This is a genomic window from Kribbella antiqua, from assembly GCF_004345665.1.
In the GTDB taxonomy this organism is placed as follows: domain Bacteria; phylum Actinomycetota; class Actinomycetes; order Propionibacteriales; family Kribbellaceae; genus Kribbella; species Kribbella antiqua.
Map to the genome: position 1 here is coordinate 166,020 of NZ_SLWR01000002.1, position 25,132 is coordinate 191,151.

Consider the following 25,132-nt stretch of genomic DNA (forward strand, 5'->3'; position numbering starts at 1 on the left):
CTCAGCCGTTCTCGAGGGGTTCCAGGGCCATGCCCGGTCATGCTAACGAGGCCCACCGACAAAAACTTCCAGCGCCGGATCAAGCGGCCGTTTCGAAAGTATATTCGATCCTCGCGGGTGGTTCGCGCAACCCGGCTGAGAGTGAAAGGATCGGCCGGAGGACCGCGACGTCTCGGGAGGACGCATGTCGGAGTACCACGGCAACGTGAAGGTCGGCGGACCCGTGCAGACGCACGAGCTGGCCGAGTTGATGATCACCAAGGTCGCCGTCGGGCCGATGGACAACAACGCGTACCTGCTGCGCTGCCGCCGGACCGACGAGCAGGTGCTGATCGACGCCGCCAACGACGCCCACACCCTGCTGAACCTGATCGGCGACGCCGGCCTCGCCCGCGTCATCACCACCCACCGGCACCAGGACCACTGGCAGGCCCTCGCCGAGGTGGTCGCCCGGACGAACGCGACCACGGTCGCCGGCCGGTACGACGCGGACCACATCCCCGTCCCGACCGACGAGCTCGTCGACGACGACGCCGGCATCCCGGTCGGGCGATCCACCCTCCGCGTCATCCACCTGGTCGGCCACACGCCCGGCTCGATCGCCCTCCTGTACGACGACCCGGCCGGCGCCCCGCACCTCTTCACCGGCGACTCGCTGTTCCCGGGTGGCGTGGGCAACACCCAGGGCGACGCCGAGCGGTTCACCTCGCTCATCAACGATGTCGAGACCAAGCTCTTCGCCAAGCTCCCCGACGAGACCTGGGTCTACCCAGGCCACGGCGCCGACACCACCCTCGGCGACGAACGCCCCAGCCTCCCGGAGTGGCGAGAACGCGGCTGGTAGCGGTCAGAAGATCAGCCCGTGCCGCTCGACGAGTGGCATCGTGCCAATCCCTCCGAGGCGGCCCGCTACAGACCTGACCGCGCTTCGGCGATCTGTTCGCTGATCTTCGCGGCACCGGCCGAGGCGGCCAGCTCGGCCGCCTCGTCAGCAAGGTTGCCGGCCATGTGGGCGGCGATGCCGAGGTGACGGAGGGCATAGGACAGAGTCAGATCGGCGGCGGTCTTCGTCGCCAGCTCGCGGGAGGTCGTGAGCGCCGACAATGCTGGCTCGGTGTCGTCCCGGACGACCTGGTGGAAGCAGCCGTCAGCGCTTCAACGTCACCGTTGAAGATCGCCCGCCCGAACAACTCCCCCGCCAGCCCACCCGCTCGTCCACGCGCCGGCGCCTAGCGGTCGGTTAGTTCGGCGGGGAAGGCTACGACGTCGACCAGGGCGCCGTTGCGGATCGCAGTGACCTCCGTACGGCGGCCGATCGCGTCCTCGAAGAGCTGGCGCTGGAGCGACTGCGCGTCGCGGAGCGGTACGCCGTCCACCGCAAGTACGAGGTCGCCCTCGCGGAGACCAGCCTGGGCGGCAGGGCTGCCGGAGATCACCTCGACGACCCGCAGGGCGTTGCGCTGGTCGAACCGCTCGGCAAGCTGTGGGCGCAGTGGCGCCGGCTTCGTCACCAGGCCGAGGTACGCACGCCGTACCCGGCCGTCGTGCAGCAGCGCGTAGATGATCCGCCGGGTGGTCGAATTCATCGGTACGGCGAGGCCGAGGCCGATGCCGGCCACGGCGGTGTTGATGCCGATCACCCGGCCGTTGCCATCGGCAAGCGCTCCACCGGAGTTGCCCGGATTCAGCGCGGCGTCGGTCTGGATCACGTCCTCGATCACGCGGGTCGCGTTCCCGGTCCGCACCGGCAGCGACCGCCCGAGCGCACTCACCACGCCGGCGGTCACACTCCCGGCCAGCCCGAGCGGGTTGCCGACAGCAACCACCAGATTGCCCACCTTCAGCTGATCGGCATCGCCGTACTCCGGTGGATCCGGGATCTCCCGATCAGTCCGCAGTACGGCGAGGTCGGACAGCCGGTCGACGCCGACCACCTGCGCCTGCGCCGCGGTCCCGTCCGCGAATTCCGCCGTCGCCGACTCACCGCCGCCGACCACGTGTGCGTTCGTGAGCAGGTGCCCGTCCCCGGTCAGCACCACGGCCGACCCCGACGAGTCACCTCGCCGGCTCGCGATCCGCAGGCTGGCGACCCGCGGGATCAAGTGCTCCGCCACTCCCGAGACCACCCGGGAGTAGGCATCCATTACGTCGTCCCCAGCAGTCTCTTCAGCCATCTCCGCCTCCCGATTACAGCATTACACCGCAATCAACCAGCGTGTGATCTGGCCCACAAACTGACCGACCGGTTGAAAACTGGCCGATCGGTCAGGAAGCTGGGGTGACATGGCAGTCACCACCCCCGCCCGGGAGCGGACCAGGCTCGAGATCGTCCGCCAGGCGATGCGCCTGTTCCAGGCCAAGGGCTACAACGCGGTGTCGCTGCAGGACATCGCGTCCGCGGCCGGCTGCTCGAAGGCGACGGTGCTGTACCACTTCAACGGCAAGCCCGCTGTCCTGGCCGCCGTACTCGAACCGGCCGCCGCCGACCTGGCCGAACTGATCAAGACGGCCCGGACGCTGTCGAGAGCCGAGGCGCAGGAGTTCGCGATTCAGCACTTCACCGACCTCGCCGTGGTGCACCGCGGCGTCGTCGACGTGATTCAGGACGTCATCCCGGTGATCGACGAGATGCCCGAGATCGCCGGCCTGGTCGCCGACGGCATGCAGATGACCAGGTACATGGCCGGATCCGACGATCCGCTCGAGCAGGACCTGGCCCAGTTCGCCGTCAACGGCCTGCTCGGCGCCTGCCGGCGCCCGGACGGACGCACCGACGAGGAACTCCGAAGACTCTGCGAGCACGCCCTGCGGCGACTCATCAGACCCGCCTGACCTCAGGCGCACCGGCTCGCCTTGCCCACCAAGGCGACCGCTCTCCCCTGCCCGCAACCCGGAACGGGCGCACTTCCCGATGGCCAATCTGCTGTACCGGCTCGGCCGGTTCTCCTACCAGCGCCGGCGGCTCGTCGCCGCCGTCTGGGCGGCTCTGCTCGTCCTGCTGGGCGTCGGCGCACTGACGCTCGGCGGCAAGACGACGAACACCTTCTCCATCCCCGGCACCGAGTCGCAGCGCGCGCTCGACGCCCTGAAGCAGGAGCTGCCGGCCGCCAGCGGCGCTTCGTCGACCGTGGTCGTGAAGGCACCCGACGGCAAGACGCTCACCGATCCGGCCGTGAAGGCCGCCGTCGGCGCGACCGTCGCCAAGGTCGCGAAGGTGCCCGAGGTGATCGCGGCGGTCGACCCGTTCACCAGCAAGGCGATCAGCCAGGACGGCACCACCGGCCTGATCAGCGTCCAGTTCGACAAGCCCGCCGACCAGCTCTCGAAGGAGAGCACCGAGGCGTACGACGGCCTCAGCAAGCTCAGCTCCGGTGACCTCCGGGTCGTGCCAGGTGGTGACGTCGTCGGCGGCGTACCCGAAGTCGGGGCAACCGAGGTGCTCGGGGTGGCGGTCGCGGCCGTCGTACTGGTCATCACCTTCGGTTCGCTCGTCGCTGCCGGAATGACCTTGCTCACCGCTCTGCTCGGCGTACTGGCTGGAATGGCCGGTCTGTTCCTCGTCACGGCGGTCACGGACGTCTCTTCGACCGCGCCGATCCTGGCCTTGATGCTGGGGCTCGCCGTCGGTATCGACTACTCGTTGTTCATCAGCTCGCGGCACCGCAGTCAGCTTGCCGAGGGCATGGATCCGGAGGAGTCGGTCGCGCGGGCCACGGCGACGGCGGGCTCGGCGGTCCTGTTCGCGGGGGCGACCGTCGTGATCGCCCTGGCTGGGCTGAGTGTGGTCGGCGTACCGTTCCTCACCGCGATGGGCTTCGCCGCCGCGGCTACGGTGCTGACCGCCGTACTGGTTGCGCTGACCTTGCTGCCGGCTCTGCTCGGGTTCGTCGGGAAGCGGGTACTGCCGCGGAAGCTGCGGAAGACCGCGGTAGCTGCGCCGACCGAGGGGTTCGGGTTCCGGTGGGGTCGGCTGGTGACTCGCTTCCGGGTTCCGATTGTTGCTCTCGGCATCATTGGGCTGGGGGTCCTGTCGATTCCGACCAAGGACATGCAGCTCGCGCTTCCGGATGGTGCTTCGGCGGCGGCCGGAACCAACAAGCGGGTCGCCTACGACCTCACCGCGGCCGCATTCGGTCCTGGCGCCAACGGTCCGCTCGTTGTGGTTGTGAAGAGCAACAACGCGGCCACGTCCGGCGCTGTTGCCGAGCAGATACTGGCGAAGACGCAGGGATTGAAGGATGTCGTCGCGGCGCAGCCCGCGGGTGCGAGCTCGGACGGCTCCACGCGGTTGCTGCAGGTGATTCCGTCCAGCGGCCCGGCGAGCGAGGAGACCGCGGACCTGGTCAAGAATCTGCGGGCCGCCATTCACCCGCTGGCGAACGGTGATACGTCGATCTCGGTGACCGGGAACACGGCCGTCGGGGTGGATGTGTCGAACAAGCTGTCCGACGCGTTGCCGATCTACTTGCTGGTCGTGATCGGGTTGTCGTTCCTGCTGTTGCTGCTGGCGTTCCGGTCGTTGCTGGTACCGCTGAAGGCGACGCTCGGGTTCGTGCTCACCATCGGCGCGACGTTCGGGATCACGGTCGCGGTGTTCCAGCTGGGCTGGGGTGCCTCGCTGCTCGGGGTGGACTCACCCGGCCCGCTGGTCAGCTTCCTGCCGATCATCATGATGGGCGTGCTGTTCGGGCTGGCGATGGACTATGAGGTGTTCATCGTCTCCCGGGTGCGCGAGGAGTTCGTGCACGGCAAGCACGCCACCGAGGCGACCATCGAAGGCCTGGGCCACGGCGCCCGGGTCGTCACCGCGGCCGCGCTCATCATGGCGTCGGTGTTCGCCGGCTTCATCATGGTCCACGACCCGATCATCAAGGCGATCGGCTTCGGCCTCACCATCGGCGTCCTGATCGACGCCTTCGTCGTCCGGATGACCCTGGTCCCCGCCGTCCTCAGCCTCCTAGGCGACCGAGCCTGGTGGTTCCCGAAGTGGCTGGACCGCATCACCCCGAAGGTGGACATCGAGGGCGAAACCCTCCGCGTCGAAAAGCCCGCCGAGAAGGAACTCGTCAGCATCGACTGACAACCCGAGGGGCATCGGTGTCAAAGCCGATGCCCCTCACTGCATCAGACTCGACGCATCACCAACTCGGTATGGTGCATAGGTCTCTGCATCGATGGCCACTCGGCCTGCCAGAACCGAACTGGGGATTACGTAGATGCTGCCGGCAGCGCAACCGCGCAAGCTGAACCACGCCATCGCCAACGCCGATGCCGCACATCGGAGCATCTCCGGCCGCATCGGCTGGTTGAACCTATCCTCCGGTGTCTCCGGTCGTTCCCGCTTCTTCAGATGTGTGCAGTCCAGACCGAGCCGGGCGGCATGTCCCTTGACCCGAACCCGGTTCTCGCCGTTGTCGATGACACCGAGACCGTCAAGCACCTCCGCCCAGCAAGTCGAACCGAGCAACACTCGGCGCAGCTGACCGTCCGACCACCGACGTTGGCCAGTGAAGTGCGTCGTGTCCAGCTCGAGACGTGCCGCATGGCGCTTGATCGTCCGGATCACGCCGGCAGACGTACCCTTCAATCCCAACGCGCGAGCGACAGCACTCCACGACGGGTTGTCCGCCACTGCTTGACGGAGTTGGTCATCGTTCCAGGTTCGCCTATCCCCCAGGGTCTTCATGGAGATAAACGTAAAGAGGGGCACCGACAAAATCGGTGCCCCTCTTTCGGTCGGGCTGCCGAGATTTGAACTCGGGATCTCCTGTCCCCCAGACAGGCGCCTTACCTGGCTAGGCCACAGCCCGAAAACCACTGCTACGAGACCAGCCGGAGTAAACCTTACCTCATCCGAACCAGTGCTCTGACCAGGGTCCCGTCAGCGTTTCTGCTTCTTTTGGCGGGCTCTGATTTGGACGTGGACGGGGCTGCCGACGAAGCCGAAGTCCTCTCGCAACCGGCGCTCGATGAAGCGTTGGTACGACGGTTCGATCTGGCCGGAGGTGAAGATCGCGAAGGTGGGGGGCATCGTCGTCGCCTGGGTGCCGAAGAGGATCTTCGGCTGCTTGCCGGAGCGGACCGGGTGCGGGTGGGCCGCGACCAGGCGGCCGAGGAAGGCGTTCAGCTGGCCGGTCGGGACGCGGGTCTGCCAGCCCTCCAGCGCCGCCTCGATGGCCGGGACCATCTTCTCCATGTGCCGGCCGGTCAGCGCGCTGATGTTGACCCGCGGCGCCCAGCGGAACTGGACCAGGTCGCGGTCGATCTCGCGCTCCAGGTAGTAGCGCCGGTCCTCGTCGACCAGGTCCCACTTGTTGTAGGCGATGACCAGCGCCTTGCCGGCTTCCTCGACCGCGTTCATGATCCGGATGTCCTGCTCGGTCATCGGCTCAGACGCGTCCACCACGACCACGACGACCTCGGCCCGCTCAATCGCGGCGTTCGTCCGCAGCGAGGCGTAGTACTCGTGCCCGGAGGCGTTCTTCACCTTCCGCCGGATGCCGGCCGTGTCGATGAACCGCCAGGTCTGGCCGCCGAGGGTGATCAGCTCGTCGACCGGGTCGACCGTCGTACCGGCGACGTCGCTGACGACGACGCGGTCCTCCTTGGCGACCTTGTTCAGCAGGGAGGACTTGCCCACGTTCGGCTTGCCGACGATCGCCACCCGGCGCGGTCCCCCGGACTCCGGGTCGCGCTCCGGCGGAGCCTCGGGCAGCGCCGCCAGTACGGCGTCCAGCATGTCGCCCGTACCGCGGCCGTGCATGGCCGACACCGGGAACGGCTCGCCGATGCCGAGGCTCCACAGGTTCATCGCCTCGGATTCGACCCGCTGGTCGTCGACCTTGTTCGCCGCGAGTACGACGGGCTTGCCGGACTTCCGCAGCACCCGGACGACGGCCTCGTCGGCATCGGTGATCCCGATCGTCGCGTCCACCACGAACAGCACCGCGTCGGCCGCGTTGATGGCGACCTCGGCCTGGGCGGCGACCAGCGCGGCCATGCCGACCGCGTCGGGGTCCCAGCCGCCGGTGTCGACGACGGTGAAGCCCCGGCCGGCCCAGTTGGCGTCGTACGAGACGCGGTCGCGGGTGACGCCAGGGGTGTCCTCGACGACGGCCTCGCGGCGGCCGATGATGCGGTTCACCAGTGTGGACTTGCCCACGTTCGGCCGCCCCACGATCGCGAGCACGGGCAGCGGTCCCGTGTCCTCACGCTCGTGCGTGGGCTCGGCAAAGTCGTAGCCGGTGGGCAGGTCACTCATCAGGATCCTTCTTGTCTGGCACGCCCGGAAGTGGGTGGCCGGTGGCTTCGACGGCCGCCCTGACATGGGCTCGCAGCACGTCGCCGATCTGGTCGGCAACCGCCCGTACGTCGGAATGCCTCCTGGGAAAGGGTACGCGGTCCACCGTGAAGGGCTTGCCATAGACCACATCGATCCGGCTCCCGGCGGGCGGGAACCCCTCGATGTCACCGTCCGGCAGCCGCGTCCCAAGCAGCGCCACCGGCAGGATCGGCGCCCCGGTCACCACGGCGAGATAGGCCACGCCGGTCCGCACGTGCCGGAAATCACCCGGCCCTCGCGTCCCCTCCGGATAGATGTTCAGCACCCGGCCGTCCCGCAGCACCTGGATGGACTGCCGTACGGCGCGGACGTCGTACGTCGACCGGTCGACCGGGATCTGGCCGAACAGCCGGAGCAGCCGGCCCTGCAGACCTCCGAACGCCTCGATCTTGCCGAGCTGGTGCAGCATCCGGGGCGCGATCGCCCCCAGCAACGGACCGTCGAGCAAGCTCAGGTGGTTCGGCGCCATCAGCACCGGACCGGTCCGCGGAAACCGCTCTTCGTGGTGCACGCTCAGCCGGTACTTCCGGTGGAAATACGGCTTGGCGAGCCTGCGGGCCGGTAGCGCAAGCCGATAAGGCAACCGGGGCAGGTCGTCGGTCCGGGGCAGCTCCAGGTGCCCGGTCAGTTCCGCGGTCATGACTCCCGGTCGCGGGGTGGAGCGGCCTCAGCCTCCTTCGCGAGGCGGGAGATCACGTCGATGACCTCCTCCAGGGACAGATGGGTCGAGTCGATCGTGACCGCGCCGTCCGAGGCGACCTGGAACTGGGAGACGGTGGCGTCGTCGGCGTCGCGGCGGACGATCTGGTCGCGGAGCTGCTCGGCGGTCACCGCGCCGGCCGCCAGCTCGGCGCCGCGGCGGGCCAGCCGGGCCTCCTGGTCGGCGGTCAGCAGCACCTTCAGCTCGGCGTCGGTCGCGACCACGGTGGCGATGTCGCGGCCCTCGACCACGATCCCGCCGGTCGGCTGGGCGTCGTCGATGATCGCGCGCTGCCGCTGGATCAGCTCCGCGCGCACGTCCAGGTTGGTGGCGATCTTGCTGACGCTCTCGCTGATCCGCGGCTCACGGATCGCGGCCGTCACGTCGACACCGTCGGCGATCACATACTGCCGCGTCGGGTCGGTGCTGATGTCCAGCGTCAGCTCACGGGCACGGTCGGCCACCGCCGCCGTGTCGTCCAGGTCGAGGCCGCGCTCGAGCGCCGACCAGGTCACGGCGCGGTAGGTCGCGCCGGTGTCCAGAAATCGCAGCCCCAGCCTGGTGGCCACCCCACGGGCCGTGCTCGACTTACCAGAGCCGCTCGGGCCGTCCACAGCGATGATCATGCCCAGAGGTTACCTGTGCGCGGGGACAATTCCGGCACCAGCTCCGAACACCGTACGACGACCAGCGATGAACGACGGGTGACGTCGTACGGCGACTAGCGGTGGACCACCCAGCCACGCTGAGTCAGCACCTCGACCAACTGGTCCACAGAGCCCGGCTTGACCGCCAGCTCGACCTCACCGACCGGACGCCCGGGGCTGTGGTCGATCCGCAGGTCTTCGACGTTCGCACCCGACTCGGCGGCATCCGCGAACAGCCGCGCCAGCTGGCCGGGACGGTCGGGGATGGTGACCAGGACGCTGACCAGGTCGATGTGCGGCGCACCGTGCTTGCCCGGCACCCGGACCGCGCCGGACACACCCTGGCCGAGGATCGAGGTCAGCTCGTCGGCCGCCTCTTCCTTGCCCAGGGCAACGAGTACCCGGTCGAGCTCGCCGCGGATCTGCTCAAGCAACCCGGTCAGTGCGGTCGAGTTCGCCGACACGATCTGGGTCCACAACGCCGGGTCGCCGGCCGCGATCCGGGTGACGTCGCGAACGCCCTGCCCGGACAGCTGCAGGTGCGAATCCGGCGCATCAGCCAGCGTCCCCGCGGCGAGCGCCGACATCAGGTGCGGCAGGTGGGACACCCGCGCGACCGCGAGGTCGTGGTCCTCGACGGACAGCTCGACCGTCCGTGCTCCAGCCGCCTCGGCCAACCGCCGTACGAGCTCGACCGCTACTGGTGAGCTGGTCTCGTGCGGGGTGATCGCCCAGGTCGCGCCGTCGAACAGGTCTGCCCGCCCGGCGAGCGGACCGTTGCGTTCGGAGCCCGCCATCGGGTGACTGCCGACGTACCGGCTGAGGTCGCCAGTGAGCCGGCGCGCATCGGCCAGCGGCTTGGACTTCACGCTCGCGGCGTCGGTGACGATCGCGTCGGTCTGCTCGAGCTGCTCGGCGACCACCGCACCGACGTGATCCGGCGGTACGGCGACTACGACCAACTGCGGCTCGATCTGGACCAGCCGGGAGCCGGCGCCGATCCGTTCCGCCATCAGCGCGTAGTCGGGATTGGCGTCGACCAGCTCGACCACCACACCCAGCCGGGCCAGCGCCAGGCCGATCGACGTACCGATCAGTCCGGTCCCGACGATCCGCACCGGACCACGCAGTTCGCTCACTGGGCGCCTGTCAGGTCCGGACGGAGGGCGACCGCGCCGTGCAGGTAGACGTGCTGGATCTTCTCCCGGGATCGCGCCGACTCCGCGTGCACCATCAGCCGGACCACCCGCGGCAGCGCGTGCGGCACGTCGATCTCCTGCATGCACATCAGCGGTACGTCGGTCAGCCCGATCTGCCGCCCGGCCACGGCGGGAAACTCCGAGTGCAGGTCCGGCGTGACGGTGAACAGGATGCTGATCAGGTCATCCCGGTCCAGATCGTTCGCCTCCAGGACCGCCTTCACCAGCTCGGCGGAGCGAGCGAGCAGGTGCTCGCGCTCGTCCACCTCGAGCTGGGTGGCACCCCGGATCGCCCGTACCGCCACGTGCCTGCCTCCTTAGTTGTCTACTCCAACCCTAGGGCAGGGTAACCACAGGGCGGACAGCCGTCTCGGATTGTGCCTCGGCGGCGTCGACCGCCTGCTCCAGCAGCAGCGCGATCGTCATCGGACCGACACCACCCGGGACCGGGGTGATCAAACTCGCGACCGATGCCGCCTCGTCGAAGTGGACGTCGCCGACGTTGCCTTCGTTGTACCCGGCATCGACCACCACCGCGCCCGGCTTCAGCCAGTCGCCGCGGACGAAGTTCGCCTTGCCGACCGCGGCCACCACGATGTCAGCGGTCCGGACGATCTCGGGCAGGTTCACGGTCCGCGAGTGGGTGTAGGTGACGGTGGCGTTCGATGCCAGCAGCAACATCCCGGCCGGCTTGCCGAGGATCGGGCTGCGGCCGATGACAACCGCGTGCGCCCCCGCGATCGGTACGTCGTACGCCTCCAGCAGCCGGAGGATCCCGCCCGGCGTGCAGGACCGGAAGCCGGGCTCCCCGAACGCCATCGCCGCGAACGCGTGCATGGTCACCCCGTCGACGTCCTTCGCCGGGTCGATCGCCTCGAAGGCCGCCCGCTCGTCGATGTGGCCCGGCACCGGGTGCTGCAGCAGGATCCCGTGCACCTCGGGGTCGTTCGAGAGCTTGTGAAGCTCGGCGACCAGTTCGCCGGTCGTCGTTTCGGCGGGCAGTACGACGCTCCGCGATCCGATTCCGGCCTTCTTCGAACGGTTCTGCTTCATCCGCACGTACGTCGCCGAGGCCGGATCGTCGCCGACCAGTACGGTCGCCAGACACGGCTGGACCCCGGTCTTCTCCTGTAACGCGGCGGCTCGTTCGGCTGCCTTCGCCACCATCTCGGCGGCCAGGTCGGTCCCGATCATCAACTTGGACATACGCACTCCTCTGGGCATCGAACAAAGTGCCCAGGCGCGCGGCGAAGCCGGATGGCAGACCGTTCCCCGGTGGTACCCCACCTCAACGCCAGTCGCGGTCCACCGACCAGTCTAGAGGAGACCCGCGTGGTCGAGGGCGAGGTACGAGGCGTCGATGCCGGTCATCGCGCCGGGAGTGCGCAGCTCGGTCCGGAATTCGTCGACGGTCAGCTCGACCGGTACACAGTCCTCGAACTCGTCCAGCGCCTGCTTCCCGTCCGGCCGGCAGCCGCGCGCGATCGCGACGTACTTGCGGTAGATCGAGGACGCCGACGACCACTGCCAACCGACCACCTCGAGCGACTCGCAGGTGTAGCCGGTCTCCTCCTCGAGCTCCCGGGCGCCCGCCACCGCCGGGTCCTCCCCCGCCTCCACCAACCCGCCTGGCAGGTTCGTGACGACGCGGTCCGGCCCGGCCCGGAACATCCGGATCGTGACGATCCGGCCTTCCGGCGTGATCGGCAGCACCGTGATCCCGGACGTGATCCCGTCCGCGGACTTCGGGCCGAACACGTCCCACTCGACCTCGCGCCCGTCCGGCAGCCGGTACCGGCGCAGGTTCACCGTCAGGAACCGGTTGAACCCCGGCTCCTCGTCGAGCAGGACCCAGGGTTCGGGGTCCCCCGGCCGAGACGACGCAGCCGCCGCAGAGTCTGCGGCGGCTGAGCCCACTACCGAATCGTTCACAGCGGCCGGTCGTCCTCCGGGTTTTCCGGCGGAGCCACCGGTACGTCGTCGTCCGACGACCGCGCGACCGGGGTGTCCTCGACCGCCTTCGGCTCGGCCTCCTCGGCCGGCGTGGACGGCGTCGTGTCCGGGCTGGACTCGGACAGGATCCGCGCGAGCGTCTCCTCCGAGATCCGCTTGAACTTGCGCACCTGGGTCCGGGTCCGGTCCAGTACGGCGACCTCGATCTGGTCCGGGGTGAGTTCGCGGACCTCGTTGCTGTCGTGCCCGAGCGCGTCCACTGCGAGCCGGAGCGCCCCGGCCAGCGAGATGCCCTCCTGGTAGTGCTCGCCGACGTAGTCCGCGACCTGCTCGGCCGGGCCACCCATCACGGCGTAACCGCGGACGTCCGCGATCGAGCCGTCGTAGGTGAGCCGGTAGATCTGGTCCTCGGCCGTGCTGGCGCCGATCTCGGCGACCAGGATCTCCACCTCGAGCGGCTTCTCACCGCCGGAGGAGAAGATCGCGCCGAGGGTCTGTGCGTACGCGTTGGCGAGCGCCCGGCCGGTGACGTCGCGCCGGTCGTAGGAGTACCCGCGCATGTCGGCCAGCCGGACGCCGGCGATCCGCAGGTTCTCGAACTCGTTGTACCGGCCGACCGCGGCGAACGCCATCCGGTCGTAGATCTCGGCCACCTTGTGCAGCGCGGGCGAGCGGTTCTCCGCGACGAACAGGATGCCGTCGGCGTACTGCAGGGCGATCGCGCTGCGGCCCTTGGAGATGCCCTTCCGGGCGAAGTCGGCCCGGTCCCGCATCAGCTGTTCGGGCGAGACGTAGAACGGAACGCTCATCGAAGGTGTCGTCCTCTATCAGTCGATGGGATCAGGTCAGGGTGGAGGCCGGGCCGTCGGGGCGGTTGTGCCGTTCGGCCCACACGCTGTCGACGATCGCGGCGACCTCGTCCTCGGGCAGCCGCTGGTAGCCGTCCGCGGTGACCACGCCGACCACCGGGAAGATCCGCCGCAGCATGTCCGGCCCGCCGGTCGCCGAGTCGTCGTCGGCCGCGTCGATCAGGGACTGGATCACCACCGTGACGCAGTCGGTCGCGGACAGGTCCTCGCGGTAGAGCTTCTTCAGCGCGCCGCGGGCGAACAGCGAACCCGAGCCGACGCTGTGGAAGTGGGTCTCCTCGTACCGCCCGCCGGTCGGATCGTAGGAGAAGATCCGGCCGCCCTTGATCTCCTCGTCGTAGCCCGCGAACAGCGGCACCACGGCCAGGCCCTGCATCGCCATCGCCAGGTTGCCCCGGATCAGCGCACTCAGCCGGTTGGACTTGCCGTCCAGGCTGAGCGTGGTGCCCTCGAGCTTCTCGTAGTGCTCCAGCTCCACCTGGAACAGCCGGACCATCTCGATCCCGAAGCCGGCCGAGCCGGCGAACGCGACCGCCGAATACTCGTCGGCCGGGAACACTTTCTCGATATCACGCTGGGCGATGATGTTGCCCATCGTGGCCCGCCGGTCGCCGGCCATCACGACGCCACCGGGGAAGGTGGCCGCGACGATCGTCGTACCGTGCGGGACGTCGGCGGAAAAGTCGGCCGACCCCAGGCTGCGCCGTCCCGGCAACAGGTCGGGCGCGTGCCCGGCCAGGAAGTCCATGAACGACGAGCCACCTGGGGTCAGGAAGGCTTCCGGCAACCGGCCGGAGGCATCGAATGTCATCGAGCGGTTCACTCCCCACCCTTTTGCACGAACCCGCGGACGAACTCCTCGGCGTTCTCCTCGAGCACCTCGTCGATCTCGTCCAGGATCGAGTCGACGTCCTCGTCGAGCCGCTCCTTGCGCTCCTGGACGTCCTCGGACGTCTCGACCTGCTCGACCTCTTCCTCGGTCGACGAACGCTTCGGCTGCTTGTGCTGCTGACCGCCGTCCTTCGCCATGACACACACCTCCTAGAACCGCTGGGAGGGCCGCCCAACCGACCCTCAATAGCGACCCTACCCGGCGGCGCCCCCAGTAATGGTGCGAACCAGGTCACTCGCGGTGTCGCACTGGTCCAAAAGTGCTCCGACGTGGGCTTTCGTGCCCCGCAGCGGGTCCAAAGTCGGGATCCGCTGGAGCGACTCCTTGCCGGGCAGATCGAAGATCACCGAGTCCCAGGACGCGGCCGCCACCTGCGGCGCGTACTGCTGCATGCAGCGGCCGCGGAAGTACGCGCGGGTGTCGGTCGGCGGATGTGAAACCGCCATCCGGATCTCCTCGTCGCTGACCAGGCGCTGCATCCGGCCGGACTTGACCAATTTGTAGTAAAGACCCTTGTCCGGGCGCAGGTCGGCGTACTGCAGGTCGATCAGGTGCAGCTTGGGGTCGTCCCACTGGAGGCCGTCGCGGTCACGGTAGGACTGCAGCAGCTTGAGCTTGGCCACCCAGTCGAGCTGGTCGGCCAGTTTCATCGGGTCGGTGGCAAGCTGGTCGAGCACCTGCTCCCAGCGGCGCAACACGTCCTTGGTCTGGCGGTCCGCGTCGTCGCCGTACTTGTCCTCGACGTACTTGCGGGCCTGCTCCAGGTACTCCACTTGCAGCTGGATGGCCGTCAGCTTGCGGCCGTCCTTCAGCGTCATCAGATGTGTACAGGTCGGGTCGTGGCTGATCTCGTGCAGCGCCGTGACCGGCCGGTCCACGCTCAGGTCGTCGGTCAGCCAGCCGTCCTCGATCATCGCCAGTACGAGCGACGTCGTACCGACCTTGAGGTACGTCGAGATCTCGGACAGGTTGGCGTCGCCGATGATGACGTGCAGGCGGCGGTAGCGGTCCGGGTTCGCGTGCGGCTCGTCGCGGGTGTTGATGATCGGGCGTTTCAGCGTCGTCTCCAGGCCGACCTCGACCTCGAAGTAGTCGGCCCGCTGGCTGATCTGGAAGCCGTGCGCGGTGCCGTCCTGGCCGATGCCGACCCGGCCGGCGCCGGTGACCACCTGGCGGCTGACGAAGAACGGGGTCAGGTGCCGCACGATCGACGCGAACGGCGTGGACCGGCGCATCAGATAGTTCTCGTGCGAGCCGTAGGAGGCGCCCTTGTTGTCGGTGTTGTTCTTGTAGAGGTTCAGCGGCGGAGCGCCGGGGATCTGCCGGGCCTGGCGGGCGCCCTCCATGATCACCAGCTCGCCGGCCTTGTCCCAGACCACCACGTCGCGTGGGTTGGTCGTCTCGGGCGCGGAGTACTCCGGGTGGGCGTGGTCGACATACAGCCGGGCGCCGTTGGTCAGGATCACGTTCGCCAGCCCGGTCTCCTCGTCGGTGAGCTGGCTCGAGTCGGCCACCTCCCGGCTCAGATCGAAGCCGCGCGCGTCCCGCAGTGGGTGCTCCTCGTCGAAGTCCCACCGGGTTTTGCGCGCGAGCGGCTGCGTCTGGGCATAGCCGTTCACCACCTGGCTCGAGGTCAGCATCGGGTTCGCCCCGGGCTGACCAGGCACCGAGATGCCGAACTCCGTCTCGGTCCCCATGATCCGCCGAACACTCATGCGAACGAGCCTACGCGGTGAAGCCGACTACCGCTGTTGCTGTGTCCACAGGGTTACGTGTGAAACTGCACTGATGGACGAAATCGTGGCGATCCTGGACGAAGACAACCATGTCATCGGCTCGGCGCCACGGTCGGTGATGCGCCGGGACAACCTGCGGCATGCGGCGACCGGCGTACTCGTCCGGAATCCGGCCGGTGACATCTACGTTCATCGCCGGACGGCGACCAAGGACGTCTTCCCGGCGTGTTACGACTTCTCCGCGGGTGGTGTCATAGCCGCCGGCGAGGACCCGTACGACGCCGTCGTACGGGAGCTGGCCGAGGAGCTCGGGATCAGCGGCGCCGACCTCGTCAAACTGCCCGAAGGCGACTACGCCGACGAGTCCACGAACTATCACGCCTACCTCTACACCTGCGTCTGGGACGGCCCGGTGACGCACCAGCCCGAGGAGGTCTCCTGGGGCGCCTGGATGTCCCCTGCAGAGCTCGTACGGCGCCTCGACGACTGGCCGTTCGTCCCCGACACGACCGCCCTGCTGGGCGCGTACGTCCGGAGCCTCGTCTAGCCCCCGAACGACAACCACCCCCGGACGGGAAGGTCCGGGGGTGGTTGGTTGGCCGGGTGTTACAGGTACTGACCCGTGTTGGTTGCCGTGTCGATGGAGCGGCCCGGCTCGGTGCCCTGCTTGCCGGAGATGAGGGTACGGATGTAGACGATCCGTTCGCCCTTCTTTCCGGAGATCCGGGCCCAGTCGTCCGGGTTCGTGGTGTTCGGCAGGTCCTCGTTCTCCTTGAACTCGTCCACGCACGCCTGCAGCAGGTGCTGCACCCGCAGACCCTTCTGGTTGTCGTCCAGGAAGGCCTTGATCGCCATCTTCTTGGCCCGGTCGACGATGTTCTGGATCATCGCGCCCGAGTTGAAGTCCTTGAAGTACAGGACCTCCTTGTCGCCGTTGGCGTAGGTGACCTCGAGGAACCGGTTCTCGTCGGCCTCGGTGTACATCCGCTCGACGGTCCGCTGGATCATCCCGTTCACGCACTCGCCCTTGTCGCCGCCGAACTCGTTCAGGTCGTCGGCGTGCAGCGGCAGGGTGGTGGTCAGGTACTTCGAGAAGATGTCCCGGGCCGCCTCGGCGTCGGGCCGCTCGATCTTGATCTTCACGTCCAGCCGGCCGGGTCGCAGGATTGCCGGGTCGATCATGTCCTCACGGTTCGAGGCACCGATGACCAGGACGTTCTCCAGACCCTCGACACCGTCGATCTCACTCAGCAGCTGCGGGACGATGGTGTTCTCCACGTCCGACGAGACGCCTGATCCGCGCGTACGGAACAGGGAGTCCATCTCGTCGAAGAACACGATCACCGGCATGCCCTCGGAGGCCTTCTCCCGGGCCCGCTGGAAGACCAGCCGGATGTGCCGCTCGGTCTCACCGACGTACTTGTTCAGCAGCTCCGGACCCTTGATGTTGAGGAAGAAGGATTTCTGCCCCTCCACCCCGGTCTTCTCGGCCACCTTCTTGGCCAGCGAGTTCGCCACCGCCTTGGCGATCAGCGTCTTGCCGCAGCCGGGCGGGCCGTAGAGCAACACGCCCTTCGGTGGCTTGAGCTCGTGCTCGAGGAACAGGTCCTTGTGCAGGTACGGCAGCTCGACAGCGTCCCGGATCTGCTCGATCTGGCCGCTCAGGCCGCCGATCTGGGTGTAGTCGATGTCCGGCACCTCTTCGAGGATCAGCTCCTCGACCTCGGACTTCGGGATCTTCTCGTAGACGTATCCGGACCGCGCCTCCAGCAGCAGCGAGTCACCGGCCCGCAGGGGGATGTCGAGCAGCGGCGACGCGAGCCGCACCACCCGTTCCTCGTCCGCCTGCGCGATCACCAGCGCCCGCTCGCCGTCGGCGAGCAGCTCCTTCAGCATCACCACGTCGCCGACGACCTCGAAGTCGCAGGCCTCGACCACGTTCAGCGCCTCGTTCAGCATCAGTTCCTGGCCGAGCTTGAGCGCGTCCAGGTCAACCGAGGGGCTCGCCGCGACCCGGAGCTTACGGCCCCCGGTGAACACGTCCAGCGTGTCGTCGTCGTTGCGGCCCAGGAAGGTACCGAAACCGGACGGCGGTTGGGCCAGCCGGTCGACTTCCTCCTTCAGGGCGATGATCTTCTCTCGCGCTTCCCGCAGCGTTTCGGCCAGCCGCTCGTTCTGAGCGGTGACACTCGCCAGGGAAGCCTGGGTTTCGGACAGTCTGCTCTCGAGCGACCGGCTGTCAGCCGGGTGCTCCAGCAGCCGACGCCGCAACGCTGCGACCTCGGCCTCCAGGTAACGGACCTGGTTGCGCAGCTCTGCCGCGGTAGGGCTCTCGTCTCCAGCCACGATCATCACCTCACCATGTGGGGCTCGACCCTATGGACCTTACCCAGAAAACCTCGCTGGGCAAGCTGAATCCCATCACGTGTCGGTTGCGGATCATTCGGTTGCTTTGGGCATGTCTTCCGAGGTATCAGCCCGTCGAGGTCCGCTGTAGTCGTCGCCGTAGGCACCAGGGGCCGGACGGCGCTTCTTCCGGGGTGCCTGGACGCCGTGCGCCATCCGCCGCGCGGTCACCAGAAATGCCGTATGGCCCTGCATCCGGTGGCCCGGCCGAACCGCGAGACCCTCGACGTGCCAGTCCCGTACGAGCGACTCCCAGGCCCGCGGCTCGGTGAACTCACCATGGGCCCTCAGCGTCTCCACAACACGGCTCAGCTGGGTCGTGGTGGCGACGTACGCGCAGAACACCCCTCCGGGCGACAGGGCCTCCGCAACAGCGTCCACGCACTCCCAGGGCGCCAGCATGTCCAATACGACGCGGTCGACGTCTCGCTCGTTCAACTTCTCGACAAGGTCGCCGACCTCGAGCCGCCAGGCCGGGTGCTCACCGCCGAAGAAGCCGGTCACGTTCTTCCGCGCAACCTCGGCGAAATCCTCGCGACGCTCGAACGAAATGACCTGGCCGTGGATGCCGACCGCCCGCAGCAGCGCAGTGGTCAGCGCACCCGAACCGGCACCTGCCTCGACCACCTTCGCACCGGGGAAGATGTCGGCCATGGTGACGATCTGCGCGGTGTCCTTCGGGTAGATCACGGCAGCGCCACGCGGCATGGAAACCGAGTAGTCGGCCATCAGGGGTCGGAGCGCCAGGTATTCGACGCCGCCCTTCGACTTGATCACCACCGCGTCCGGACCGTCGATCAGGTCGTCGTGCGCGATCCCGCCCTTGGTGGTGTGGAAGATCTTCCCGCGCTCCAGGAACACCGAGTGCCGGCGGCCCTTGGAGTCCTGCAGGGTGATCCACTCCCCTGCCTGCAACGGGCCGTGGTGGACCCCGGAGAACGCCTGGTCAGGAAAGTCACGCAGCTCAGCCATAAGGCGCTCACCTTAACTTTCCGTCACCCCGATTCCCGAATTCACCGTACGCCGTACGGCAGCCGGTTCAGCGGGAGCGGAAGGCGCGTTCGATATCGGCGGTCGCGAGTACGCCGTACACGGAGCCGCCGGCGTCGAGCACCAGGTACTCCGAGGCGGGGTGCTCGCGGAGGGTGGCCAGGATCTCCTCGCCGGTGTCGTTGACGCCGATGATGTGGCCCGCGCCGATCCGGGTGGAGACCTCGCTGACGCTGGTCCACGGCCGCTGGTTCGGCGCCACCGCGGCCACTGCGGACTCCGACACGAGCGCGTGTGGCTTGCCCTCGCCGTCGATCACCACGACCGCCCCGGCCTGGGATTCTCCAGCCAGCCGGACCGCTTCGGAGATCGGCGTACCGGAGTGAACCGCGATCGCCCGGCGCGACAGCGTGCGGACTTGGAGAGCCGGCAACTTGCGCCGCAGCCGGGCCTGCATCAGCGACGACGTCGATCCCATCCAGAGGAAGAACCCGACCGCCAGCGCGATGATGAAGTCGATCATCGTCGGCTGCCGATCGAACACCTCTTCCAGTACGACGGGAGCCGCCAGCACCGCGATCGCCAGCAGCCGGCCTGCCCAGGCGGCCACGATCGTGCCGGTGTGCATGTTGCCGGTGAGCTTCCACACGATTGCCCGCAGCACCCAACCGCCGTCCAGCGGCAGGCCGGGCAGCAGGTTGGTGACGCCGACGATCAGGTTCGCGATGCCGAGCTCCCACAGAGCGACGTACCCGACGCCCTCGTCGAACGCGCGGGAGCCCAGATAGGCGAGCCCGCCGACGATCAGCGAGGCGATCGGGCCGACCACCGAGACCGCGAATTCCTCGAGTGGTGACTTCCGCTCGCCCTCGATATGCGTGCCGGCCGCGAAGAACCCGAGGTTGATTTCGGTCACCCCGATGCCGAACCGCAAGGCCATCAGCGCGTGGGCCAGCTCGTGCAGCAGGATCGAGACCGTGAACGCGATGACGAACGCGAACGCGGCCGCGTAGCGCCAGCCGCCGAGGTCCGGGAACTGCTGCCCGATGATGGTGGCGAACCCGATCGCGAGCAGCATCGCCACCGGCAGCCAGGTGAACCGCATGGTCAGCCGGATCCCGCGGACACGACCGAGGACCCAGGTACCGGGCGGCGGTGGGCCGGCCGGCTGGGCGGGGCTCTGGGAATCACGCGGTTCTGGCATCGACCCAACGCTACTGGTCGGCCGGTAACAGCGTGCTACACACCCACGTCAAGAGTGGCGGCGTACCCACTCTTCACGTCTCCGGAGACGGTGGCCAGCTGATGTACGCCGTCGTCGTCGCCGAACACGTTGTCGTTCTCCAGCGAGGTCTGCTGCATGTTCTGCGCGCTGCCGTCGTACCCATCGGTGGCGTAGACGGTGTCGCAGACATCCTTCGGCAGAGCGAGCTGGGAGGTACGGCTGATCTTCCCGGCCGCGGTTGCCTCGGACAGGCTCGAGTAGACCTCGAAGTGGATGTGCGGCCAGCGGCCCATGTAGGCGGCCGGGAAGATCGTCGTGAACCTGACCTTGCCAGAGGAGTCCGCCGCCTGAACGCCGCGGAGGTAGTTCTCGTTCGTCACTCCGTCGGAGTACAGCGAGTAGCGGCCCTCGGCGTCGCAGTGCCAGAGATAGACGGCGGCGCCCGCGAGCGGGGTGTCCTTGGCGGCATCCAGGATCGTGAGCTCGACCGTCAGCGGTACGCCGGTGGCGACGCCGGACGCGGATCCGAACGACTTGGTGATGTCGCTACGGACGATCCCGGACTCCGTCAGCACGTTCGGGCCGTTGGAGCCGTCACCCGGATACGGCCCGCCCGTCTCCTGCGGGATCTGGTCGACATCGGTAGATCCCCTGGTTGCGCTCGTCGTCGGGGTGCTGGAGGTCGTGGTGGTCGACGTAGTACCGGTGGTGGTCTCGTCGGTAGCGCAGCCGGCCACCGCGGCCAGGCCGACGCCGGCGAAGAGGCCGAGGAACCTGCGCCGTTGCAGCGTGCCGAGGTCGTACTCCAGGCCCAGGTCGTGTTCGCGCGGTGGTTTCTGCGGAGGGGTCATCAGAGGCTCCTTGCCGGTATCTGTTGGCATAAGCCTGACAACGGGACCCGATGGTTTGCCGAAAGCCTGCTGGGAGTTTCCTGGGAAGGGCGATTGGGTTTTCCACAGGTCCGGGGTGGTGTGCACGCGAAGTGTCGGTGGCCTCGCCTAGTGTTCTGGCATGAGTGTTGCAGTCGAGGTCGACGTCCATGGACATCCGCGCGGGGCGTTGTCGCCGTCCCGGGCCGCGGATTTCATGAGCTGCCCACTCAAGTACCGCTTCCGGGTGATCGACCGGCTGCCGGAGAAACCGTCGGCCGCGGCTGTCCGTGGCACTGTCGTGCACGGCGTGCTGGAGCGGCTGTTCGACCTGCCGCGCGGGCAGCGGACGCTGGAGCATGCGGCAGAAATGCTGGAGCCGCAGTGGCAGCAGGTGCTGGCCGCGGAGCCCGAGGTCGCCGAGCTGTTTGCGGAGGACGCCACCGGCGAGGAGCTGGCGAGCTGGCTGGCCGAGGCGCACCAACTGCTGGGGAAGTACTTCACGCTCGAGGACCCGAACGCCCTGGAGCCCGCCGAGCGGGAGCTGTACGTCGAGACCGAACTGGACTCAGGCCTCGTACTACGCGGATACGTCGACCGCCTCGACGTCGCGCCGACCGGCGAGATCCGGGTGGTCGACTACAAGACGGGGAAGTCGCCGTCGGAGTTCTTCGAGGCCAAGGCGCTGTTCCAGATGAAGTTCTACGCGCTCGTGCTCTGGCGCCTGCGCGGCGTGGTCCCGGCGATGCTCCAACTGGTCTATCTCGGCAACGGCGAGATCGTCCGCTACGTCCCCGACGAGGCCGGCCTGCGCGCCTGCGAACGCAAGGTCTCGGCCCTCTGGATGGCGATCACCCGCGCGCTCGAATCCGGCGACTGGCGCCCGAGCCCAGGCCCACTCTGCGAGTGGTGCGACCACAAAGCCCTCTGCCCCGCCTGGGGCGGCACTCCCCCACCCCTGCCATCCCGGACGGTCGAGGAGGTCGTCGCGGAGTCCGCCGGAGTCGACCTCGTAGGCGTGGACGGCTGAGCGGATACGGTTCGTCGCATGAGTGTGGCGGCGGTGCGGGCTGTTGGACTGTGGAAGACGTACGGCGGCGGGCAGACGCAGGTCGACGCGCTGGCCGAGGTGAACGCCGAGTTCGGCAAGGGCCGCTTCACCGCGATCATGGGCCCGTCCGGGTCAGGTAAGTCGACCCTCCTGCACTGCCTGGCCGGGCTCGACAAGCCAACGGCAGGCCATGTGTACGTCGGCGACGTGGACCTCACGCGGCTCCCGGAGAAACAGCTGACGCAGCTCCGCCGGGACCGGATCGGCTTCGTGTTCCAGGCCTTCAACCTCGTGCCGACCCTCACAGCGCTGGAGAACATCACGCTGCCGCTGGACCTCGCCAGCCGGAAGCCCGACCCGGCCTGGCTCGAGACCGTGATCGAAACCATCGGCCTCCAGGACCGGCTCGGTCACAAACCGTCCGAGCTGTCCGGCGGCCAGCAGCAGCGCGTCGCCTGTGCCCGCGCGCTCGTCTCCCGGCCCGAGGTCGTGTTCGCCGACGAACCCACCGGCAACCTCGACTCCCGCTCCTCTGCTGACGTCCTCTCCTTTCTGCACACCTCCGTCCGCGACTTCGGCCAGAGCATCGTCATGGTCACCCACGACCCGACCGCCGCGTCGTACGCGGACCGCGTTCTGTTCCTCGCCGACGGGCGGATCCAGTCCGAGCTGCTCGACCCGACCGCTGAGACCGTGCTCGACGCGATGAAACAACTCGACCCGGCTGTGGCCGGCTGATGTTCAAGCTCGGCCTCCGGTCCGTCCTCGCGCACCGGCTGCGCTTCGTCCTGTGCACGGTCGCCGTACTGCTCGGCATCGCCTTCGTCAGCGGCGCGATGGTGTTCACCGACACCTTGTCGGCAGCCCTGAAGAAGAACTTCGCCGGCAGTACGGCGGACATCACCGTCACCCCGGTCGACCCGGTCAACGCCACCAACGGACAGCCGCCGACGCTCCCCTTCGAGCTGGCCGACCGTGTTGCCGCCGTACCAGGGGTTGCCAGTGCGGACCCGCAGCTGCTCGTCAGCGACGTACAGATCCTCGGTCCGGACGGCACGCCGACCAACACTCACGGGCTCGCCACGTTCGGGGCGTCGTGGCCTTACAGCGCTCGGACTGCGCCGTTCAAGCTGCTCGAGGGCACACCGCCGTGGGGACCGAACGAGCTCTCACTTGACACCGCGACGGCGGCTCGGGAGGGGTACGCCGTCGGCGACCAGGTCAAGGTGGTCACCGCAACCCGGGCCGTCAGCGCCAAGCTCACCGCGATCACCACCCCAGTCAGTGCCGGAAAGGCCGCCGGCGCGCCGCTGGTCACGTTCGACCCCGCGACCGCCCAACGGGTGCTGCTCGGCAAACCCGGCTGGACCTCCGTCGGAGTCGCTCTGACGGCCGGATCCGACCCCGGTGTCGTCAGCAAGGAGATCGCCAAGGTCGCCGGGAACGACGTCAAAGTCCGCACGGCCGCCGAGGTGTCCGCCGACGGCGAGAACGCGCTCGACGACACATTCGGCGGCTTCAGCACCGTACTCATGCTGTTCGCCGGCGTCGCCCTCTTCGTCGGAACGTTCCTGATCGTCAACACCTTCGCGATGCAGGTCGCCCAGCGGTCCCGCGAGCTCGCGATGCTCCGCGCGATCGGAGCCTCCCGCGGCCAGATCACCGGCACTGTTCTCGCCGAGGCGCTCGTGATCGGCGCGCTCGGTAGCACCCTCGGCCTCCTGGTCGGCATCGCTGTGGCAGCCGGCATCCAGCTCTTCTACCGCAGCCTCGACGTCGCCATCCCCAGCACCGCGCTCCAAGTAACCCCAGCCACGGTCATCGCCTCCTACTTCATCGGCATCGGTATCACCGTCGCCGCGGCCTTCCCGGCGGCTCGTCGCGCCGGCAAGCTCCCACCGATGGCTGCTCTTCGCGACGACGCCACACTGCCTGAACGATCCCTCCTCGCCCGTCTCGTCATCGGCACCTTCATGCTGCTGATGGCCGTGCTGTTCTATCTGATCGCCTTGCAGGCTCGCGGGCTGCCCGGCGCGGTCCTGATGGCGTTCGCCGCCGCGATCACCCTGCTCGGCGTGGTCATGACCAGCCCGCTCATCAGCCGGTACGCCGTACGCGCGTTGATGTGGCCGTTCGGTCGCCAGGCGCCGGTGACTCTGGGGCGCCGCAACGCCGAGCGCAATCCTCGCCGTACGTCGGCCACCGCGTCGGCGCTGATGATCTCGGTCGCGCTGATCAGCGGGCTGATCGTGATCGCCGCCTCGGCGAAAGCATCGGTCGACAAGGGCATCGCCGACGCGATCGGCACCTCCGAACTCGTCGTCAGCTCCGACGGGCCGGCGAGCTTCAGCCCGCAGGTCGCCGACCGGATCACGAAGGTCCCCGGCGTCCAGTCGGTCCACCGGGTCCGCCAGGAGCAAGCCAAGGTCGGCACCACGTCGGTCCAGGTCAGGGGTATCAGCGACGGCACCCTCGACGGCCCGATCACCGCCAAGCTCGACAGCGGCTCCCTGAACGGAGTCCTTCTCCCCCGCAACCTGGCGAAGACACTCGAGCTGTCCGTCGGCAAGACGTTCGACCTGACCACGTCCACCGGCAAACATCGCCTCACCGTCGCCGGCATCCTCACCCCGAACCGCCAGCTCAACGCGATCGTCCTTCCCATGGCGACGTACGACGCGATCGGCGGCCAGGCGACCGATTCACTGCTGTACGTCGACGTCAGCCAAGGAACGACGCAGGTCGCCCAGGCGATCCTCGGCGCGGTGAAGGACTATCCGTCGATCCGGGTCCGCGACCAGCAGGCGTACGCCAAGGAGGCCCGTGGGCCGATCAACGTCGTGTCCGGCGTGATCGGCATGCTGCTCGCGCTGGCGATCCTGATCGCGATCCTGGGCATCGTGAACACGCTGGCCCTCGGCGTGGTCGAACGGACCCGCGAGATCGGCCTGCTCCGGGCGATCGGGATGGACCGGCCGCAGCTGCGCCGGATGCTGCGGGTCGAGTCGATCGCGATCTCGCTGCTCGGCGCGTTGCTCGGACTGGCGATCGGTGTCCTCTTTGCCGCATCCGTGCAGTCCGTGATGGTCGACAACGGGCTGAGTGTTATCGACATCCCGGTGCTTCAGCTGCTGGTCGCCGTACTGGCTGCTGCGGTTGTCGGTGTACTGGCTGCAGTGTGGCCGTCACGTCGCGCGACGCGACTCGATGTGCTCCGAGCGATCGCCACAGAGTAGAGCCCCAGGTAGCCTGC

At 68.2% G+C, this 25,132-nt stretch carries 25 protein-coding genes, 1 tRNA gene and 1 riboswitch; of the genes, 7 read left to right on the plus strand and 19 right to left on the minus strand.

Translation table 11 applies throughout. The annotated features are described in order from the left end of the window. Positions 1-184 precede the first annotated feature (184 nt). The gene (locus tag EV646_RS06825) at positions 185-844 is read left to right on the plus strand and encodes an MBL fold metallo-hydrolase (RefSeq protein ID WP_132145138.1); all 660 of its coding nucleotides are present in this window, start codon (positions 185-187) and stop codon (positions 842-844) included. Positions 845-909: 65 nt separating this feature from the next. On the opposite strand, the gene EV646_RS06830 is transcribed toward EV646_RS06825, so the two are convergent. Both EV646_RS06830 and EV646_RS06835 read right to left on the minus strand, forming a co-directional pair. Next, a complete protein-coding gene (locus EV646_RS06830; protein WP_132145140.1) occupies positions 910-1,104 on the minus strand; it encodes a hypothetical protein in 195 nt (64 codons plus the stop codon). 125 nt (positions 1,105-1,229) lie between these two features. Beyond that, on the minus strand, positions 1,230-2,174 hold the full coding sequence (locus EV646_RS06835; protein WP_132145142.1) for a S1C family serine protease: 945 nt from the start codon (positions 2,172-2,174) through the stop codon (positions 1,230-1,232). Between the two features lie 109 nt (positions 2,175-2,283). Here EV646_RS06835 and EV646_RS06840 point away from each other — a divergent pair, with 109 nt between their 5' ends. Then, positions 2,284-2,832: a TetR/AcrR family transcriptional regulator gene (locus tag EV646_RS06840; protein ID WP_132145144.1), complete on the plus strand. Its 549-nt coding sequence runs from the start codon at positions 2,284-2,286 to the stop codon at positions 2,830-2,832. Between the two features lie 79 nt (positions 2,833-2,911). After that, a complete protein-coding gene (locus tag EV646_RS06845) occupies positions 2,912-5,080 on the plus strand; it encodes an MMPL family transporter (protein WP_132145146.1) in 2,169 nt (722 codons plus the stop codon). Positions 5,081-5,116: 36 nt separating this feature from the next. Here the strand turns inward: EV646_RS06845 and EV646_RS06850 are convergent, their stop codons facing one another. The 13 genes from EV646_RS06850 to dop form a co-directional block, all read right to left on the minus strand. Continuing rightward, on the minus strand, positions 5,117-5,686 hold the full coding sequence (locus EV646_RS06850; protein ID WP_132145148.1) for a hypothetical protein: 570 nt from the start codon (positions 5,684-5,686) through the stop codon (positions 5,117-5,119). Positions 5,687-5,736: 50 nt separating this feature from the next. Beyond that, positions 5,737-5,810: transfer RNA gene (locus EV646_RS06855), tRNA-Pro, on the minus strand. A gap of 71 nt (positions 5,811-5,881) precedes the next feature. Continuing rightward, on the minus strand, positions 5,882-7,261 hold the full coding sequence (gene der, locus EV646_RS06860; protein ID WP_132145150.1) for a ribosome biogenesis GTPase Der: 1,380 nt from the start codon (positions 7,259-7,261) through the stop codon (positions 5,882-5,884). After that, positions 7,254-7,982, minus strand: coding sequence for a lysophospholipid acyltransferase family protein (locus EV646_RS06865; RefSeq protein WP_132145152.1), 729 nt, complete (start codon positions 7,980-7,982; stop codon positions 7,254-7,256). Before EV646_RS06865 ends, der begins: the two co-directional genes overlap by 8 nt. Beyond that, positions 7,979-8,668, minus strand: coding sequence for a (d)CMP kinase (cmk, locus tag EV646_RS06870; RefSeq protein ID WP_132145154.1), 690 nt, complete (start codon positions 8,666-8,668; stop codon positions 7,979-7,981). Before cmk ends, EV646_RS06865 begins: the two co-directional genes overlap by 4 nt. A 95-nt stretch (positions 8,669-8,763) precedes the next feature. Then, entirely contained in the window at positions 8,764-9,828 is a 1,065-nt protein-coding gene (locus tag EV646_RS06875) for a prephenate dehydrogenase (RefSeq protein ID WP_132145156.1), read from the minus strand. Beyond that, complete coding sequence (gene aroH / locus EV646_RS06880) at positions 9,825-10,193, minus strand: chorismate mutase (protein ID WP_132145158.1); 369 nt, start codon at positions 10,191-10,193, stop codon at positions 9,825-9,827. The genes EV646_RS06875 and aroH overlap by 4 nt, the downstream gene beginning before the upstream one ends. A 31-nt stretch (positions 10,194-10,224) precedes the next feature. Then, positions 10,225-11,094: a bifunctional 5,10-methylenetetrahydrofolate dehydrogenase/5,10-methenyltetrahydrofolate cyclohydrolase gene (locus EV646_RS06885; protein ID WP_132145160.1), complete on the minus strand. Its 870-nt coding sequence runs from the start codon at positions 11,092-11,094 to the stop codon at positions 10,225-10,227. Positions 11,095-11,115: 21 nt separating this feature from the next. Beyond that, positions 11,116-11,200, minus strand: a riboswitch (ZMP/ZTP riboswitch). Between the two features lie 5 nt (positions 11,201-11,205). Then, entirely contained in the window at positions 11,206-11,820 is a 615-nt protein-coding gene (locus EV646_RS06890) for an NUDIX hydrolase (RefSeq protein ID WP_132145162.1), read from the minus strand. Next, positions 11,817-12,650: a proteasome subunit alpha gene (gene prcA / locus EV646_RS06895; protein WP_132145164.1), complete on the minus strand. Its 834-nt coding sequence runs from the start codon at positions 12,648-12,650 to the stop codon at positions 11,817-11,819. The genes EV646_RS06890 and prcA overlap by 4 nt, the downstream gene beginning before the upstream one ends. A 31-nt stretch (positions 12,651-12,681) precedes the next feature. Further along, positions 12,682-13,521 (minus strand): proteasome subunit beta, encoded by an 840-nt coding sequence (gene prcB, locus EV646_RS06900; protein WP_132145166.1) that lies wholly within the window; start codon positions 13,519-13,521, stop codon positions 12,682-12,684. 8 nt (positions 13,522-13,529) lie between these two features. After that, entirely contained in the window at positions 13,530-13,739 is a 210-nt protein-coding gene (locus tag EV646_RS06905; RefSeq protein WP_132145168.1) for a ubiquitin-like protein Pup, read from the minus strand. 57 nt (positions 13,740-13,796) lie between these two features. Next, positions 13,797-15,317: a depupylase/deamidase Dop gene (dop, locus tag EV646_RS06910; RefSeq protein WP_132145170.1), complete on the minus strand. Its 1,521-nt coding sequence runs from the start codon at positions 15,315-15,317 to the stop codon at positions 13,797-13,799. Positions 15,318-15,390: 73 nt separating this feature from the next. On the opposite strand from dop, the gene EV646_RS06915 reads away from it, so the two are divergent. Next, entirely contained in the window at positions 15,391-15,885 is a 495-nt protein-coding gene (locus EV646_RS06915; protein WP_132145172.1) for an NUDIX hydrolase, read from the plus strand. A 59-nt stretch (positions 15,886-15,944) separates the two neighbouring features. Here the strand turns inward: EV646_RS06915 and arc are convergent, their stop codons facing one another. From arc to EV646_RS06935, 4 genes are all read right to left on the minus strand, one after another. After that, the gene (gene arc, locus EV646_RS06920; RefSeq protein WP_132145174.1) at positions 15,945-17,690 is read right to left on the minus strand and encodes a proteasome ATPase; all 1,746 of its coding nucleotides are present in this window, start codon (positions 17,688-17,690) and stop codon (positions 15,945-15,947) included. Positions 17,691-17,777: 87 nt separating this feature from the next. Next, a complete protein-coding gene (locus EV646_RS06925) occupies positions 17,778-18,716 on the minus strand; it encodes a tRNA (adenine-N1)-methyltransferase (protein WP_132145176.1) in 939 nt (312 codons plus the stop codon). A gap of 67 nt (positions 18,717-18,783) precedes the next feature. After that, positions 18,784-19,938, minus strand: a complete 1,155-nt coding sequence (locus EV646_RS06930; protein WP_241995493.1) for a M50 family metallopeptidase — start codon at positions 19,936-19,938, stop codon at positions 18,784-18,786. A 35-nt stretch (positions 19,939-19,973) separates the two neighbouring features. Beyond that, the gene (locus EV646_RS06935; protein WP_132145178.1) at positions 19,974-20,810 is read right to left on the minus strand and encodes an intradiol ring-cleavage dioxygenase; all 837 of its coding nucleotides are present in this window, start codon (positions 20,808-20,810) and stop codon (positions 19,974-19,976) included. Between the two features lie 160 nt (positions 20,811-20,970). On the opposite strand from EV646_RS06935, the gene EV646_RS06940 reads away from it, so the two are divergent. Genes EV646_RS06940 through EV646_RS06950 form a run of 3 tightly spaced genes read left to right on the plus strand, consistent with a single transcriptional unit; the run spans position 20,971 to position 25,115 of the window. After that, positions 20,971-21,858 (plus strand): RecB family exonuclease, encoded by an 888-nt coding sequence (locus EV646_RS06940; protein ID WP_132145180.1) that lies wholly within the window; start codon positions 20,971-20,973, stop codon positions 21,856-21,858. Positions 21,859-21,876: 18 nt separating this feature from the next. Continuing rightward, on the plus strand, positions 21,877-22,617 hold the full coding sequence (locus EV646_RS06945) for an ABC transporter ATP-binding protein (protein WP_132145182.1): 741 nt from the start codon (positions 21,877-21,879) through the stop codon (positions 22,615-22,617). After that, on the plus strand, positions 22,617-25,115 hold the full coding sequence (locus EV646_RS06950) for an ABC transporter permease (protein WP_132145184.1): 2,499 nt from the start codon (positions 22,617-22,619) through the stop codon (positions 25,113-25,115). Before EV646_RS06945 ends, EV646_RS06950 begins: the two co-directional genes overlap by 1 nt. The last annotated feature ends 17 nt before the right edge of the window (positions 25,116-25,132 follow it).

Excerpts from the sequence above, each read along its gene's own strand:
- EV646_RS06945 (WP_132145182.1), top strand. The coding sequence starts at position 21,877 with ATGAGTGTGGCGGCGGTGCGGGCTGTTGGACTGTGGAAGACGTACGGC.
- dop (WP_132145170.1), bottom strand. The coding sequence starts at position 15,317 with ATGAGTGTTCGGCGGATCATGGGGACCGAGACGGAGTTCGGCATCTCG.
- EV646_RS06930 (WP_241995493.1), bottom strand. The coding sequence starts at position 19,938 with ATGCCAGAACCGCGTGATTCCCAGAGCCCCGCCCAGCCGGCCGGCCCA.
- EV646_RS06950 (WP_132145184.1), top strand. The coding sequence starts at position 22,617 with ATGTTCAAGCTCGGCCTCCGGTCCGTCCTCGCGCACCGGCTGCGCTTC.
- EV646_RS06845 (WP_132145146.1), top strand. The coding sequence starts at position 2,912 with ATGGCCAATCTGCTGTACCGGCTCGGCCGGTTCTCCTACCAGCGCCGG.
- EV646_RS06940 (WP_132145180.1), top strand. The coding sequence starts at position 20,971 with ATGAGTGTTGCAGTCGAGGTCGACGTCCATGGACATCCGCGCGGGGCG.
- EV646_RS06905 (WP_132145168.1), bottom strand. The coding sequence starts at position 13,739 with ATGGCGAAGGACGGCGGTCAGCAGCACAAGCAGCCGAAGCGTTCGTCG.
- EV646_RS06835 (WP_132145142.1), bottom strand. The coding sequence starts at position 2,174 with ATGGCTGAAGAGACTGCTGGGGACGACGTAATGGATGCCTACTCCCGG.
- EV646_RS06840 (WP_132145144.1), top strand. The coding sequence starts at position 2,284 with ATGGCAGTCACCACCCCCGCCCGGGAGCGGACCAGGCTCGAGATCGTC.
- prcB (WP_132145166.1), bottom strand. The coding sequence starts at position 13,521 with ATGACATTCGATGCCTCCGGCCGGTTGCCGGAAGCCTTCCTGACCCCA.
- EV646_RS06850 (WP_132145148.1), bottom strand. The coding sequence starts at position 5,686 with ATGAAGACCCTGGGGGATAGGCGAACCTGGAACGATGACCAACTCCGT.
- EV646_RS06885 (WP_132145160.1), bottom strand. The coding sequence starts at position 11,094 with ATGTCCAAGTTGATGATCGGGACCGACCTGGCCGCCGAGATGGTGGCG.
- arc (WP_132145174.1), bottom strand. The coding sequence starts at position 17,690 with ATGATCGTGGCTGGAGACGAGAGCCCTACCGCGGCAGAGCTGCGCAAC.
- EV646_RS06825 (WP_132145138.1), top strand. The coding sequence starts at position 185 with ATGTCGGAGTACCACGGCAACGTGAAGGTCGGCGGACCCGTGCAGACG.
- EV646_RS06915 (WP_132145172.1), top strand. The coding sequence starts at position 15,391 with ATGGACGAAATCGTGGCGATCCTGGACGAAGACAACCATGTCATCGGC.
- EV646_RS06925 (WP_132145176.1), bottom strand. The coding sequence starts at position 18,716 with ATGGCTGAGCTGCGTGACTTTCCTGACCAGGCGTTCTCCGGGGTCCAC.
- der (WP_132145150.1), bottom strand. The coding sequence starts at position 7,261 with ATGAGTGACCTGCCCACCGGCTACGACTTTGCCGAGCCCACGCACGAG.
- prcA (WP_132145164.1), bottom strand. The coding sequence starts at position 12,650 with ATGAGCGTTCCGTTCTACGTCTCGCCCGAACAGCTGATGCGGGACCGG.
- cmk (WP_132145154.1), bottom strand. The coding sequence starts at position 8,668 with ATGATCATCGCTGTGGACGGCCCGAGCGGCTCTGGTAAGTCGAGCACG.
- EV646_RS06935 (WP_132145178.1), bottom strand. The coding sequence starts at position 20,810 with ATGACCCCTCCGCAGAAACCACCGCGCGAACACGACCTGGGCCTGGAG.
- EV646_RS06865 (WP_132145152.1), bottom strand. The coding sequence starts at position 7,982 with ATGACCGCGGAACTGACCGGGCACCTGGAGCTGCCCCGGACCGACGAC.